Here is a 14,716-nt window from a genome sequence, read left to right as displayed (position 1 = left end):
CATTCAAATCGGCTACGCTGCGCGCTGCTTTCAGGTGGAGAAAAAAATTGAAAAGAACCATTCCAGCGCTGCTTCTGGCCGGCAGCGCATTGTTCGCCGTCCCGGCGCTCGCCCTCCAGATCACCAGCCTGACGCCGCAGGGCGAGGTGGCGCGCGTGCGCCAGGTGGTCGCCAAGTTCGACCAACCCGCCGTCAACTTCGGCGATCCGAAGGCGCCCGCGCCGCTTGCCGTGAGCTGCACCGACGCGCAGGCCGGCAAGGGCACCGGCCGCTGGACCGATGCGAAGGCCTGGGTCTGGGATTTCGAGAACGACCTGCCGCCCGGCGTGCGCTGCACCGTCACCCGGATTCCCGGCTTCAAGTCCGGTTCGGGCGGCGAGCTGACCGGGCCGGAGCGCTACCAATTCAATAGCGGCGGACCGTTCGTGCGCAACTTCATGCCCGGCAGCTATGGCCGGATCGACGAGCAGCAGATGTTCGTGCTCGAGCTCAACGGCGCCGCCACCGTGGAGAGCGTGCGCCAGAACGTCTGGTGCGCGGCCGACGGCATCGGCGAGCGCATTCCCGTGCGGCTGCTCGAAGGCGAGCAGCGCACCGGGCTCTTGAAGGCCTTCGGCCGCGAGAAGGAAGCCGCCAAGGACCCGCTGCGCTTCATTGCACTGCAATGCAACCGCACGCTCACGCCGGGCAGCAAGGTGCAGATCGTCTACGGCAAGGGCGTGGCCACCCCCTCGGGCGTGGCCAACAACGTGGAGCGCCGCCTGAGCTTCCAGGTGCGCGAACCCTTTGCGGTGTCCTTCAGCTGCGAGCGCGAGAACGCCCAGGCCGCCTGCCTGCCGCTGCGGCCGATGCAGCTGCAGTTCAACGCGCCGGTCACGCGCAAGATGGCTGGGCAGATCCAGCTCAAGGGCGGCGGCAAGTCGATCGCCGCCACGCTCGAGAACGACGGCGGCACGCCCAGCGAAGACGACGTGGTCAGCGCCGCGAGCTTCAGCCCGCCATTCGCCGAAGACACCAAGTTCACCATCGAACTGCCCGCCAAGTTCGAAGACGCCTCGGGCCGGCCGCTGGCTTCGCCCGGCAGTTTTCCGCTGAAGGTGGCCACCGGCGCGATGCCGCCGCTGGCCAAGTTCGCGGCCTCGCCCTTCGGCGTGGTCGAGCGGCTGGCCGAACCCGGCACGCCGGCCATGATGCCGGTGACCGTGCGGCGCGTGGAGCCCGCGCTGATGGTGCAGGCGCTGACGCCCGGCAAGGTCAGCGACATGAACCCGAAGACCGACGCCGAGATCATCGCGTGGTTCCGCAAGGTGCGCCGCTACGACGAATACACCGTGAGCCGCGAACAGGCGCGCAAGGACGTGAAGGGCGCACTGCCCGCCGTCATCGAGACCGGCGAACGCACGCGTGTGCAAAGCCGCATGCTGTCCCTGCTCGCGGGCCAGCCGGGCGTGAAGGCGCTCGACATGCCCAAGGCCGAGAGCGGCGATCCGCGCCCGTTCGAGGTCATCGGCATTCCGCTGACGCCGGGCTTCCACGTGCTCGAGATCGCTTCGCAAAAACTCGGCGATGCGCTGCTCGACGAGCGCTACGGCGCCAGCCGCACGATGTACGTGCGCACCACCGCGCTGGCCACCAACCTGGCGGTGCACTTCAAGCTCGGCCGCGAGAACTCGATGGCCTGGGTCACCACGCTCGACAAGGGCAAAGTGGTGCCGAACGCCGAGGTGCGCGTGTCCGACTGCCGCGGCGTTGCCGTCGCATCGGGCACCACCGACGCCAACGGCATCGTCACGCTGGCAGGCATCGCGCCCGACGCGCCCAACTGCAACGGGCCGGACGAATACAACGCGGGTGCCTGGTTCGTCAGCGCCCGCGCCAAGGACGACAAGGGCGTAGAGGACCTGGCCTTCACCTGGAGCGACTGGCAGCGCGGCATCGAGCCCTGGCGCTTCAACGTGCCCACCAGCCTGCAGGCCGAGCCCGACCGCGTGGCCCACACCATCTTCGACCGTACCCTGCTGCGCGCCGGCGAAACGGTGTCGATGAAGCACCTGATCCGCACCCAGACCAGCAAGGGCTTCGGCCTGCCCGAGAACCGGCCCGACACGCTGGTCATCACCCATACCGGCAGCGGCCAACGCTTCACGCAGCCGCTGGCCTGGCGCAAGACGCCGACCGGCGGCCTGAGCGCGGAGAATACCTTTGCCATTCCGCCGGCCGCCAAGCTCGGCCTGTACGAAGTGATGCTGCGCAGCGGCAAGGGCAAGGACGCCAACAGCGGCGACTCCGAAGAAGAAGGCGACGACGGCGGCTACGGCCGCAGCTTCTCCACCGGCCAGTTCCGCGTAGAAGAATTCCGCCTGCCCGTGCTCGAGGGCCGCATCGCCCCCGCCGACAAGAAGCCGCTGGTGAGCGTGGCCTCGGTGCCCACCGACGTGCAGATCAACTACGTGGCCGGCGGCGGCGCCGCCAACCTGCCGGTGCGCGTGTCGGCGATGGTGCGCGGCAAGAGCCTGAGCTTTGCCGACCACGAGGCCTTCAGCTTCACCCCGCCGCGCGCGCAGGCCGAGAGCTCGCAAGCGCCCGCCGCGGCGGCCGCCGACACCGCAGGCGCCGAGGAAGACATCAACAGCGCCAGCGACACCCGCGTGATCGCCGACAAGCTGCCGCTCACGCTCAACAAGGACGGCGCCGGCAAGGTCACGATCGACAAGGTGCCCAAGGTCAAGGCCGCGCGCGAGCTGCTGCTGGAAGCCACCTATGCCGACCCGAACGGCGAGGTTCAGACCATCCGCAGCACGCAGACGCTGTGGCCCGCCTCGGTGATTGCCGGCATCAAGACCGAAGGCTGGGTCTCGACCAGCCAGAAGCTCAAGTACCAGGCGCTCGCGCTCGACCTCTCGGGCAAGCCGCAGGCCGGCGTCACGCTCAACGTGCGCGCCGTCGCGCGCATCACCACCACCAGCCGCAAGCGCATGGTGGGCGGCTTCTACACCTACGACAACAAGACCGAGACCAAGGACATCGGCACCGTCTGCAGCGGCAAGAGCGATGCGCGCGGCCTGCTGCTGTGCGAGTCCGAGCTCAAGGAAGCCGGCGAGGTCGAGCTGGTGGCCAGCGCCACCGACAGCGAAGGCCGCGACAGCCGCGCCGCCAGCTCGGTGTACGTGACCAAGCAGGGCGAACTCTGGTTCGGCGGCGAGGACAACGACCGCATCGACGTGCTGCCCGAGAAGAAGAGCTACCAGCCCGGCGAGGTTGCCAAGTTCCAGGTGAGGAGCCCCTTCCGCTTTGCCACCGCGCTGGTGTCGGTGGAACGCGAGGGCATCATCGAGACCCATGTGGTGCAGCTCGACGGCAAGGACCCGACCGTGAGCCTGCAGGTCAAGCCCGAATGGGGGCCAAATGCCTACGTGAGCGTGCTCGCGCTGCGCGGGCGGCTGCGCGAAGTGCCGTGGTACAGCTTCTTCACCTGGGGCTTCAAGGCACCGCGCGAGTGGTGGACCGCGTTCTGGTACGAAGGCAAGGAATACGTCGCGCCCACCGCGATGGTCGACCTCAGCAAGCCCGCCTACCGCCTGGGCATGGCCGAGATCCGCGTCGGCACGCGCGCACACCAGATCGACGTGACCGTCACCAGCGACAAGCCCAGCTACCCGGTGCGCAGCAAGGCGCAGATCACCATCTCCGCCAAGCTGCCCGACGGCAGGCCCGCGGCCGGCGCCGAAGTGGCGCTGGCCGCGGTCGACCAGGCGCTGTTGGAGCTGATGCCCAACGACAGCTGGAACCTGCTCAACGCGATGCTGCAGCGGCGCAGCTGGGGCGTCTCCACCTCGACCGCGCAGATGGAGATCGTCGGCCGGCGCCACTACGGGCGCAAGGCCGTGCCCGCGGGTGGCGGCGGCGGCAAGGGCCAGACGCGCGAGCTGCTCGACACCCTGCTGCTGTGGAACCCGAAAGTGGTGCTCGACGCCAACGGCCAGGCCGTGGTGACGGTGCCGCTCAACGACGCGCTCACCACCTTCAGGATCGTGGCCGTGGCCGATTCGGGCACCAGCCTGTTCGGCACCGGCCAGGCCAGCATCCAGGCCACGCAGGACCTGCAGATCATCAGCGGGCTGCCGCCGCTGGTGCGCGAGGACGACCAGTTCCGCGCCCAGATCACCTTGCGCAACACCACGCAGAAGCCGATGAAGGTGGAGGCCGCGCCGCGCGCCACGCTGCTCACGCTCGAGCCGCAGACGGTGGACATCCCGGCCGGCGAGGCGCGCGAAGTGGCCTGGACCGTGACCGCGCCCGCGCAGCTCGCGCAGACGCGCGCCGAAGCCATCCTGTGGGAGATCGAGGCCAAGGACACCCTCGGCGGCGCACGCGATGCGCTCAAGGTGCGCCAGCGCATCATTCCTTCAGTGCCGCTCACGGTGCAGCAGGCCACGCTGGTGCAGCTCGACGGGCCATTCACCATCGACGTGGCACCGCCTGCCGATGCCCTGCCCGGCCGCGGCGGCCTGAAGCTCGCGTTGCAGCCCAGGCTGGCCGAGGGCCTGCCGGGCGTGCGCGACTGGTTCGCCAACTACCCGTTCATCTGCCTCGAGCAGAAGACCAGCAAGTCGGTCGGCCTGCGCGACGCGAAGATGTGGCAGGGCGTGCTGGCCCAGCTGCCGACCTACCTCGACAGCGACGGCCTGGCCAGCTACTTTCCGCCGCGCGATGGCGAATCGAACCACGGCAGCGACATCCTCACCTCGTACCTGCTGGCGGCCACCCACGAGGCGGCGGCGCTGAACCCCGCCTTCGCGCTGCCCGACGCGGCGCGCGCACCGATGGAGTCGGGCCTCATCGCCTTCGTCGAGGGCCGCATCCAGCGCGAGTTCTGGAGCCCGCGCAAGGACCTGGACGTGCGCAAGCTCGCCGCGCTCGAGGCGCTGTCGCGCTACGGCACGGCCAAGGGCAGCATGCTCGGCAGCATCACCATCGCGCCCAACCAGTGGCCCACCAGCGCCGTGATCGACTGGCTCAACATCTTGAAGCGCGTGCCGGACGTGCCGCAGCGCCAGCAGCGGCTCGATGAAGCCAGCAACGTGCTCAAGGCGCGCCTGTCCTACCAAGGCACCAAGCTGGTCTTCAGCACCGAGCAGGACGACTACTGGTGGTGGCTCATGACCAACGGCGACGTCAACACCGCGCGCCTTCTGCTCAGCGTGATGGACGATCCGGCCTGGAAGGACGACATCGGAAAACTCGCCAACGGCTTCATCGGCCGCCAGCAGAACGGCGCCTGGCACACCACCACCGCCAACCTGTGGGGCGGACTGGCGCTCGAGAAGTTCTCCAAGGTGTTCGAAAGCACGCCGGTGGCCGGCGTCACGGCCGCCACGCTCGGCGCCGTGAAGGCGCAGGTCGACTGGCGCAGCGTCGAGCGCGTGAAGACCACCGACGCGGCCGGTGCGCCCAACCAGAGCACCTTCTTCGGCGCACCCGCATCGCCGGGCAACCTGAAGAACAACAACATGTTCCTGCCCTGGGCCGCTTCGCCTTCCGGCGCGCCGGTGCGCGACACGCTGCTGGTCACCCAGCAAGGCAGCGGCAAGCCCTGGCTCACGATGCAGTCGATTGCCGCGGTGCAGTTGAAGGCGCCGTTTGCTGCCGGCTACGCCATCAAGAAGACCATCACGCCGGTCGAGCAGGCCACCGCGGGCAAGTACACGCGCGGCGACGTGCTGCGCGTGGCCATCGAGGTGAACGCCAGCGCCGACATGACCTGGGTCGTGGTGAGCGACCCGATCCCGGGCGGCGCCACCATCCTGGGCACGGGCCTGGGCCGCGACTCTCAGATCGCCACGCAGGGCGAGCGCAAGTCGGGCGCCGGCTGGCTGGCCTTCGAGGAACGCAGCTTCGAGGCCTTCCGCAGCTACTACGAGTACCTGCCCAAGGGCGTCGTGAAGATCGAATACACCGTGCGCCTCAACAACGTGGGCGACTTCGCACTGCCGCCGAGCCGCGTCGAAGCCATGTACGCGCCCGAGATGTTCGGCGAGACGCCGAATGCGCGCGTGAAGGTGGAGGCGGCGAAGTAAGGCGCGGCGGGGTCGGTCCCTATTCCGCCCCCGCTGCCGCAAGCGCTGCTTCGTACACCGCAAGGTCCGCGTCCGAGAAGCAGCAGAACGTCGCTTCCTGCACGCTGGCACTCGCAGCCAGCGCCGATCGGACCGTGGCCACCGCGATGGGTGCCGCGCGTTCGATCGGGTAACCGTAGATGCCCGTGCTGATCGAGGGAAACGCGATGCTGCGAACGCCGTGCTGCCCGGCGATTTCCATCGACTTCCGGTAGCACGAGGCCAGCAGTTCCGGCTCGCCGCTCGCACCGCCGCGCCAGACCGGCCCGACGGTGTGAATGACGAAGCGGGCCGGCAGCCGGTAGCCCTTGGTCAACTTGGCATCGCCCGTCTTGCAGCCCGAGAGCAGCCGGCACTCGTGCAGGAACTCGGGCCCCGCGGCGCGGTGGATGGCGCCATCGACGCCGCCTCCGCCAAGCAGCGATGAATTGGCCGCGTTGACGATGGCATCGACCTGCAGCGTGGTGATGTCGCCGCGCACAGCGCGAAGAGCTTTCTGCATGGCTTGATCTGCGTCGAATGGAATGGTTGGCAGGTTACTCCCGGCGCCAGGCCCATGTCGAATGCCCGGCCGCTCGCGCGGTGGGTTCTGTTACCGGTAGAACGCCTCGACCCTGCCCTTCAGCTTGAGCAGCAGCGGCTTGCCCTTGCGGTCCACGGTCTTGCCCGCGGGCACCTTGATCCAGCCTTCGCTGATGCAGTATTCCTCCACGTCGAGGCGTTCCTTGTCGTTGAAGCGGATGCCGATGTCGTGCTCGAAGACAGCCGCCACGTGGTGGGGGCTGCGCGGGTCGGTGGACAGGTGGTCGGGAAGAGGGGGGAGAGAATTGGCTTCGGTCATGACGCGGATGATATGGCCTCTGTCCCGGGCCTCCTGGCCGCAGCTAGCGCCGCTTCTTCTTCCTCGCCGTCCGGGCCGCCGGCTTGGGCGCAAAGCCCAGCGAGGCGCGCGCGAGCGCGTCGGCCTCGTGATTGCGATGCCGCGGCACCCAGCGCAGGCTCGCCTCCTCGAACGAGCCGAGCAGTGCGCGGGCGTCGTCGAACAAACCGGCCATGCGCGCGATCGGCCGGGCGCCGGGCGTGCCGAGCTGCTCGACGAGGATGCTGTTGTCGGTATAGGCCCGCACCGCGGTCGCGCCCCTGGCCTTGAGGTCCTCGAGCGCGAGGGTCAGCGCCCTGAGTTCGGCTTCGTTGTTGCAGCCCGTCGCATGGCTCGCCAGCGACAGGGTGTGGCGGGTGCCGTCGGGCTCGGTGATGACCGCGCCGGCGCCCATGCGGCCGGGGTTCGGCATCGCGCTGCCGTCGCAGTACACGGTCCAGTGGGAAAGTTGCATCGGTCCCGTCGATTCAGCAGTTGTTGCGCTTGATGCCCGCGAGGTTCTGGCACGGCCGCTGGCCGGGAGGCGGCCCCGGATCCTGCGGGCGCGGAGGCCGTGGCGGGCGAACAATCGGACGGCCGGGGTCGTAGTACGGATCCGGCCCCCAGGTATAGACCGGCGGCGACTCGGGCGCGGGGCGCTGCGGCTCGTCCACGTTGCGCGGAATGATGGCCGGGCCCTGCGGCGCGTTGCTGATCGGGGGCGGCGGTGGTGGCGGCGGCGCATATGCCGGCCGGCGCGCTTCTTCGGGGGAAGCGGGCGGGGTCACCGTCAGCGGTTCGGTGAGGGGCACCTGGCGCGAGAGCCGGCTGCCGGCGGGGCATGGGCCGTCGGTGTAGACGATGCCTCCGCTCGCATCGGTGCAGCGCACCACCTCGGCCGCCTGCGCGCCCATGGCTGCGGCCGCCGCGCCCAAAAAGACCGGAATGAACAGAACCGATGTGCGCATCATGCGACCTCCGCCGTTGGCAGCCGAAGACGACAGTGTCTCCCCTGCCCTGCATTCTGGCCGGGTTTCTACAATCGAAGGTTGTCCGCTCCTTCCTCCAACCGCACCCAGGCCATGACCGTATCGATTGCAATGTTCGCCCTGGCCGCCGGTGCCGGCCCGGCAAGCGGCCGGCTGCGGCGCCACCAGGGGCAAACCCATGCGTGAGCACGACAACCCGCGCCACCAGCCCACGCGCGTGGCCGACCTGCACCGCTTCGACACCCTCATCGACGCGCGCTCGCCCTCCGAATTCGCGCTCGACCACATTCCCGGCGCCATCAACTGCCCGGTGCTCGACGACGAGGAGCGCCGCATCGTCGGCACCATCTACAAGCAGACCGGCGCCTTCGAGGCGCGGCGCGTGGGCGGTGCCATGGTGGCGGCCAACCTCGCGCGACACCTGCGCGAACGCTTTGCCGAACAGCCCGCCAACTGGCGCCCGCTCGTGTATTGCTGGCGCGGGGGCTTGCGCAGCGGCTCGATGGTGACCTGGCTGCGCCTGGTCGGCTGGGACGCGCAGCAGCTCGCCGGCGGCTACAAGAGCTATCGCCAGCACGTGCTGGCGCAGATCGAGGCCACGGTGCCCAAGCTCCGGCTCAAGGTGATCTGCGGCGCCACCGGCAGCGCCAAGACGCGCGTCCTGCAGGCGCTGGCCGCGCGCGGCGAACAGGTGCTCGACCTGGAGCATTGCGCGAGCCACAAGGGCTCGCTGCTGGGCGCCCTGCCCGGCGTGCCGCAGCCCTCGCAAAAACAGTTCGAGACGCGCATCGCCACCTCCTTCGACGCGCTCGACGTCTCGCGCACGCTCTACGTCGAAGGCGAGAGCGCGCGCATCGGCCGGCTCTCGGTGCCCATTGCGCTGGTCGCGCACATGCGCGCCGCCGACTGCATCGAGGTCCAGGCCGACGCGGCCGCACGGCTCGACTACCTGCTGCGCGACTACGCCTACCTGGGCGACGACCGCGCCGCGCTGGCGGCCCAGCTCGACAGGCTCAAGGAAATGCAGGGCAAGGCGGTGGTGCAGCGCTGGCAGGAATGGGCGCTCGCGGGCGAACTGCCGCAGCTCTTTGCCGAACTGATGTCGCTTCACTACGATCCGCATTACGAACGCTCGCAGGCGCGCCATTTCGAGAAGTGGCCGCTGCGCCAGCAGGTGGCGGCACCCGACCTGACGGACGCGGGCATCGACGCGGTGGCGGATGCCATCCTCCGGTTGAACGCCGCGGGGTAGCGGGCGCATCCACGGCAACAACCAAGGCAGGCTCCATGACACTCGAATGGCGTGATTCGCTCGAAGGCCTCGACTGGGACGAACTCTCTCGGCTCTACCAGGCCGCACCACTGGGCAACAAGCAGCCCGACGGCCTGAAGCTCGTGTTCGGCAACAGCATGTTCAAGTGCCTGGTGTTCGACGCGGGCCGCCTCGTCGGCGCGGGCCGCGCCATGGCCGACGGGCTCGACTGCTCCTACATCTGCGACGTGGCAGTGCACCCGAGCCATCAGGGCATCGGACTTGGCAGGCAGATCGTCTCGCGGCTGGTGGAACTCTCGCGCGGGCACCGCAAGATCATTCTCTATGCGGTGGCCGGCAAGGAGCCCTTCTACGGGAAGCTCGGCTTCAGGCGCATGAAGACCGCGATGGCGATCTTCGAGAACCAGGCGCAGGCGCTCGAGCGCGGCCTGGTCGAATGAACCATTGCGTCGTCTCCACCGAAGAGCGCCACTTCGAAAGCCTGCACAAGGCGCTCGACGCGGTGGCGCGCGAACAGAAGTACCTGGCGCTGACGCAGGCGCCGCCATGGGAACAATCGCTGGCCTTCTACCGCAACGTGCTGGCAGCGGGCTTTCCCCATTTCGTGGCGGTCGATGGCAGCGGCAAGGTCGTGGGCTGGTGCGACGTATCGCCGGTCTTCGGCCACTCGAGGGCCCACATCGGCGTGCTCGGCATCGCGCTGCTGCCAGAGGCACGCGGGCGCGGACTCGGCGCGCAGCTGCTGCAGGCGGCCATCGACAAATCATGGGCGCGCGGACTGACCCGCCTCGAGCTCTCCGTTCGCGCGGACAACCCGAAGGCGAAGGCGCTGTACGAGCGATTCGGCTTCGAGCACGAAGGCCTGCTGCGCCATGCGAGCCTGATCGACGGCATCTACCACGACGCCCACGCGATGGCGCTGCTTCGCTAGACTGGAGCGTCCGTTGCCCCCCGGAGCGCGCCCATGTGCAGAAGCATCAAGACCCTCTACAACTTCGAGCCTCCCGCCACCGAGCAGGAGATCCGCGCCGCCGCGCTGCAGTTCGTGCGCAAGCTCAGCGGCTTCAGCGTGCCGTCCAAGGCCAACCAGGAAGCCTTCGAACGCGCGGTCGACGAGATGTCCGCGAGTGCCGCACGGCTGATCGGCTCGCTGGTCACCACGGCCGAGCCGCGCGACCGCGCCATCGAGGCCGAGCGCGCAAAGGCCAGGTCGGCCGCGCGCTTCGGCACCTGACAGCCAACCGTTATTTTCTGGAGAACCCATGCCGATCGAACTCTGGCTCGCCTTCGTCGCCGCATCGTCCGTGCTGCTGGTCATTCCGGGGCCGACCATCCTCACGGTGATCAGCTATTCCATGTCGCACGGCCGGCGCGCGAACGTGCCGCTGGTGGCCGCGGTGGCGCTCGGCGATTCCACCGCGCTGGTGGTGTCGCTGCTCGGCCTGGGCGCGCTGCTGGCCGCATCGGCGTTCTGGTTCACGGTGGTGAAGTGGGCGGGCGGGCTGTATCTGCTCTACCTCGGCATCAAGCTGCTGCGCGCGGGCATCGGCGGCGCCGAGATCGCGGCGCCTGCCGCCCCTGATTCGCGCTGGCGGCTGTTCGCCAACACCTACCTGGTGACGGCGCTCAACCCCAAGGGCATCGTGTTCTTCGTGGCGTTCCTGCCGCAGTTCCTGAGCCCCGCGGCCGACGTGACCCGCCAGCTCTGGGTGCTGGCGGTCACCTTCGTGGCGATGGCGGCGCTCAATGCCACGCTCTACGCCGTGTTCGCGGGATCGGCCCGCAAGCTGCTTTCCTCGCCGCGCGCGCAGCGGCGCTTCAATCTGGCGGGCGGCTCGCTGCTGAGCGCAGCGGGCGTGTGGGCGCTGCTCGCGCGCCGCCCCGCTTGAGGCGCGCGACGGCCAAGGTCAGCGGTAAGGATTGTTCGGGTTGCGGTCGTAGCGGTTCGGTATGCCGTCGCCGTCGCGATCGCGGTCGTAGCGGTTGGGCACGCCGTCGCGGTCGCGGTCTCCGTACCCATAGTGCGGACGCGGTGCCGGACGGTCATAGGGTGCAACGACGCAGCCGGCCAGCGCGGCCGATGCGGCAAGCAGAACGGCCAATGTCTTGATCATCATTCGGTTTCTCCTTGGAGTTCTAGAAAGACGGCTTGCCTCCGCAAGCCGGCATCTGCATTGAAGGCCAGCTCCGTCTCGGCTGCGTATCCGCCATGAGGCCGGGGCGTGAAGTTCGTTACCGGATGTGGAACGTGCTGCAAACTTTGGCGCTAAGTTCCTGCCGTGGCAGGCGGCGGCGCACCCGTTCGCAAGTAGGTGCACTTCCCGTGGCCGCTTCGCCGAGAATGGCGCCGCCGCGCCGCCGACTCCCGTTTTCCACCGCCATGCCCCGCCTGACCTTCCCCGCCAGCCGCAGCTGCCTTGCCGCAGCGCTGGCGGTCATCGCCTGCGCGCTGCCGGTTGTTGCCGGCGCCGTGAGCTTCGAAGAGGTGAAGCGCGAGTTCCGCCCGTCCGACACCGCCGTGCTCGACCGCAACGGCGAGCTGCTGCAGCGCATGCGCACCGATGCCAGCGTGCGGCGCGGCCAGTGGGTGACGCTGGCCGATGTTTCGCCCGCGCTGCGCATGGCCATGGTGCTGAGCGAAGACCGACGCTTCTACGAGCACAGCGGCATCGACTGGCGCGCCGTGTCGTCCGCCGCCTGGGGCAACCTGTGGAACACCCGCACGCGCGGCGCATCGACCATCACGATGCAGCTGTCGGGCCTGCTCGACGACGACCTGCGCCGCGCCAACAGCGGGCGCAGCTTCACGCAGAAGATCGGCCAGACCATGGCGGCCGCGCAGTTGGAGCGCAGCTGGCGCAAGGACCAGATCCTGGAGGCCTACCTCAACACCGTGCCGTTCCGCGGCGAGATCGTGGGCATCGACGCGCTCTCGCGCACGCTGTTCGGCAAGGCGCCCAGCGGCCTGGACGCGCGCGAGGCCAGCGTGGCCGCGGCGCTGGTGCGCGCGCCCAATGCCAAGCCGGCGCTGGTGGCGCAGCGCGCCTGCGAGGTGATGCGCGCGATGGAGCCGGGGCAGAAGATCGATTGCGATGCGCTGGACATGTTCACGAGCGCGGCGGTGCAGCGGCGTGCCTTCGATGCGACCGAAGGCATTGCGCCGCATGCGGCGCGGCGTGCGCTGAAGGAGTTGCGCGAGGCCGGCGAAACGGCCGCACCCACTTCCCGCCAGGCAGCAGCCGGCAGGGAGGCCGCCGTGCGGACCACGCTGCGCGCACCGCTGCAGCGCTTTGCGCTGGCCACGCTGCAGCGCCACCTGAAAGAGTTGCGCGGCCGCCACGTGGAAGACGGCGCGCTCGTGGTGCTCGACAACGCGAGCGGCGAAGTGCTTGCCTGGGTCGGCTCGTCGGGCCCGCTGAGCCAGGCGGCCGAGGTCGATGCGGTCACCGCGCTGCGCCAGCCCGGCTCCACGCTCAAGCCGCTGCTCTATGCGCAGGCGATCGCCGAGCGGCGGCTCACCGCGGCCTCGCTGATCGACGATTCGTCGGCGCAGATCAGCACCGCGAGCGGGCTCTACATTCCGCAGAACTACGACCGCCAGTTCAAGGGTCCGGTGTCGGTGCGCACCGCACTCGCCGCCTCGCTCAACGTCCCTGCCGTGCGCACGCTGGTGATGGTGTCGCCCGAATCCTTCGCGCGCCAGCTGCGTGCGGCCGGACTGCCGCTGCGCGAAAGCGGCGACTACTATGGCTACAGCCTCGCGCTCGGCAGCGCCGAGGTGTCGCTGCTGTCGCTCACCAATGCCTATCGCATGCTGGCCAACGGCGGGCGCTACGGGCAGCCCACGCTGACTGCGCGGGCTCTGGCAGCGAAAGCCGGGGCCGGCGACGACGCCGCGCCCATCGTCGATCCGCGCGCGGCCTTCATCGTGGGCGACATCCTGTCCGACGCGAACGCACGCACGCGCACCTTCGGTCTCGACAGCATTCTTTCCACGCGCTTCTGGACCGCGGTGAAGACCGGCACCAGCAAGGACATGCGCGACAACTGGGCCGTGGGCTGGTCGCAGCGCTACACCGTCGGCGTGTGGGTCGGCAACGCGAGCGGCGCATCGATGTGGGACGTGAGCGGCACCAGCGGCGCGGCGCCGGTGTGGGCCGAGGTGATGCGCTTCCTGCACGCGCGCGAGCCGAGCCGCGCGCCCAGGCCGCCGGCCGGCCTGGTCGAGGCGCCGGTGGCGTTCGGTCCGGGCGCCGACGGCAATCCGCTCGAGGCGGCGCGCAGCGAATGGTTCCTGCAGGGCACGGAGCAGCCGCTCTTCGCGCTCGACAACGCCGGCGCAGGCACCCCGGCAGGCGCGGCGGCCGCGCGCATCACCGCGCCGGCCGACGGCACCATCATCGCGCTGGACCCCGATATCCCGCCCCTGCACCAGCGCGTGCGCTTCGAGGCCGAAGGCCGCGGCGTGCAATGGCGCATCGACGGCAAGCACTTTGCGCGCGGCACCAGCGCGCAGTGGCTGCCATGGCCCGGGCGCCACGTGATCGAACTCGTCGACGCCGGCGGCAAGGTCGTCGACCAGCGCAAGCTCGAAGTGCGCGGCGCGGGCGTGGTCGCGAAAAGCGCGCGCCGATGAGTGCGGCGGCCGCCACCGGCCCCTAGTCGCAATCCCCCTTCTTTCGACTGCGGCATTGCAGTCGCGCGAGAATTCATCCAATGATTCAATGAATTAGGTCTTTCTTATTCATATGCTCCTCCAAGCTCCCCGAACCTCCCTGGCCGACAGTGCCGCCAACAGCATCCGCGCCGAGATCGCGGCCGGCCGCTGGACCGTCGGATCGCGCATTCCGATCGAGCCGCAGCTCGCGCAATTGCTCGGCGTGAGCCGCGGCACGGTGCGCGAAGCCGTGAAGACGCTGGTGTCGCGCGGCCTGCTCGAAGTGCGGCAGGGCTCGGGCACCTATGTGCGCTCGGGCTTCGATCCTTCGGCCAGCCTGCAGAAGATGCGGCGCGCGAGCCTGCGCGACCAGTTCGAGGTGCGCCGCGCGCTCGAGGTCGAGGCCGCGCGGCTGGCCGCCGCGCGCCACACCGCCAAGGATCTGCGCAACCTGAAGACCCTGCTCGAGAAACGCGGCGTGCCCGACCCAGGCGACGGCGGCGCAGGCTTCATCGAACGCGACCTGGCCTTTCACCTGGCCATCGTCGACATCTCGGGCAACCTTGCGCTGGCGGAGACCTGCCGTTTCATTGCCGGCTACATCAAGGAAACCATCGCGAGCACGATGGGCACCAGCCTGCCCGAACCCGACACAGCCGCGCACACCGCCATCGTCGAGGCCATTGCAAGCCGCGACCCGGACCGCGCCGCCGAGGCGGTGCGCGCCTTCATGTCGCCCATGATCGACGCGCTGGTACAAGACGCAGAGCTTGTCCGATGAGCCCACGCCCGGCCGCTCCGAAGGGGGCTCGCACCGCAGTG

General features: G+C 69.4%; 13 protein-coding genes. 8 read left to right on the top strand and 5 right to left on the bottom strand.

What is annotated here, in order from left to right; genetic code table 11:
* Positions 1-47 precede the first annotated feature (47 nt).
* Positions 48-6,077, top strand: coding sequence for an alpha-2-macroglobulin family protein (locus FB547_RS08780; RefSeq protein ID WP_145741378.1), 6,030 nt, complete (start codon positions 48-50; stop codon positions 6,075-6,077).
* Positions 6,078-6,096: 19 nt separating this feature from the next.
* On the opposite strand, the gene FB547_RS08775 is transcribed toward FB547_RS08780, so the two are convergent.
* The 4 genes from FB547_RS08775 to FB547_RS33280 all read right to left on the bottom strand — a co-directional run bounded on the left by FB547_RS08775 (position 6,097) and on the right by FB547_RS33280 (position 7,943).
* Complete coding sequence (locus tag FB547_RS08775; RefSeq protein ID WP_145741376.1) at positions 6,097-6,618, bottom strand: O-acetyl-ADP-ribose deacetylase; 522 nt, start codon at positions 6,616-6,618, stop codon at positions 6,097-6,099.
* A gap of 90 nt (positions 6,619-6,708) precedes the next feature.
* Positions 6,709-6,957: a DUF3297 family protein gene (locus tag FB547_RS08770; RefSeq protein WP_062362845.1), complete on the bottom strand. Its 249-nt coding sequence runs from the start codon at positions 6,955-6,957 to the stop codon at positions 6,709-6,711.
* A gap of 43 nt (positions 6,958-7,000) precedes the next feature.
* The gene (locus FB547_RS08765) at positions 7,001-7,450 is read right to left on the bottom strand and encodes a ribonuclease HI family protein (protein WP_145741375.1); all 450 of its coding nucleotides are present in this window, start codon (positions 7,448-7,450) and stop codon (positions 7,001-7,003) included.
* A 13-nt stretch (positions 7,451-7,463) separates the two neighbouring features.
* Positions 7,464-7,943 carry a DUF4124 domain-containing protein gene (locus FB547_RS33280; protein ID WP_186454131.1) on the bottom strand — a complete coding sequence of 160 codons (480 nt, stop codon included), beginning with the start codon at positions 7,941-7,943 and terminating at the stop codon, positions 7,464-7,466.
* A 199-nt stretch (positions 7,944-8,142) separates the two neighbouring features.
* On the opposite strand from FB547_RS33280, the gene mnmH reads away from it, so the two are divergent.
* From mnmH to FB547_RS08735, 5 genes are read left to right on the top strand one after another with little or no spacing between them, the layout of a single operon-like run.
* Positions 8,143-9,216: a tRNA 2-selenouridine(34) synthase MnmH gene (gene mnmH / locus FB547_RS08755; RefSeq protein ID WP_145741371.1), complete on the top strand. Its 1,074-nt coding sequence runs from the start codon at positions 8,143-8,145 to the stop codon at positions 9,214-9,216.
* 35 nt (positions 9,217-9,251) lie between these two features.
* On the top strand, positions 9,252-9,677 hold the full coding sequence (locus tag FB547_RS08750; RefSeq protein ID WP_145741369.1) for a GNAT family N-acetyltransferase: 426 nt from the start codon (positions 9,252-9,254) through the stop codon (positions 9,675-9,677).
* Positions 9,674-10,168, top strand: coding sequence for a GNAT family N-acetyltransferase (locus tag FB547_RS08745; protein WP_145741367.1), 495 nt, complete (start codon positions 9,674-9,676; stop codon positions 10,166-10,168). Before FB547_RS08750 ends, FB547_RS08745 begins: the two co-directional genes overlap by 4 nt.
* A gap of 33 nt (positions 10,169-10,201) precedes the next feature.
* Positions 10,202-10,471, top strand: coding sequence for a DUF2277 domain-containing protein (locus tag FB547_RS08740; RefSeq protein WP_018903218.1), 270 nt, complete (start codon positions 10,202-10,204; stop codon positions 10,469-10,471).
* Positions 10,472-10,499: 28 nt separating this feature from the next.
* Positions 10,500-11,126, top strand: coding sequence for a LysE family translocator (locus FB547_RS08735; protein WP_145741364.1), 627 nt, complete (start codon positions 10,500-10,502; stop codon positions 11,124-11,126).
* 18 nt (positions 11,127-11,144) lie between these two features.
* Here FB547_RS08735 and FB547_RS08730 read toward each other — a convergent pair whose 3' ends face one another.
* Entirely contained in the window at positions 11,145-11,354 is a 210-nt protein-coding gene (locus FB547_RS08730; RefSeq protein WP_145741362.1) for a hypothetical protein, read from the bottom strand.
* A 263-nt stretch (positions 11,355-11,617) separates the two neighbouring features.
* Between FB547_RS08730 and pbpC the strand changes: the two genes are divergently transcribed.
* A complete protein-coding gene (gene pbpC, locus FB547_RS08725; RefSeq protein WP_145741360.1) occupies positions 11,618-13,873 on the top strand; it encodes a penicillin-binding protein 1C in 2,256 nt (751 codons plus the stop codon).
* Positions 13,874-13,985: 112 nt separating this feature from the next.
* Positions 13,986-14,675, top strand: coding sequence for a FadR/GntR family transcriptional regulator (locus FB547_RS08720; RefSeq protein WP_145741358.1), 690 nt, complete (start codon positions 13,986-13,988; stop codon positions 14,673-14,675).
* The last annotated feature ends 41 nt before the right edge of the window (positions 14,676-14,716 follow it).

The organism is Variovorax beijingensis, assembly GCF_007828835.1.
GTDB classification, from domain to species: Bacteria; Pseudomonadota; Gammaproteobacteria; order Burkholderiales; family Burkholderiaceae_C; genus Variovorax; species Variovorax beijingensis_A.
The sequence above is the reverse complement of the archived record's forward strand: the minus strand, read 5'-3'. Positions and strand labels throughout refer to the sequence as shown.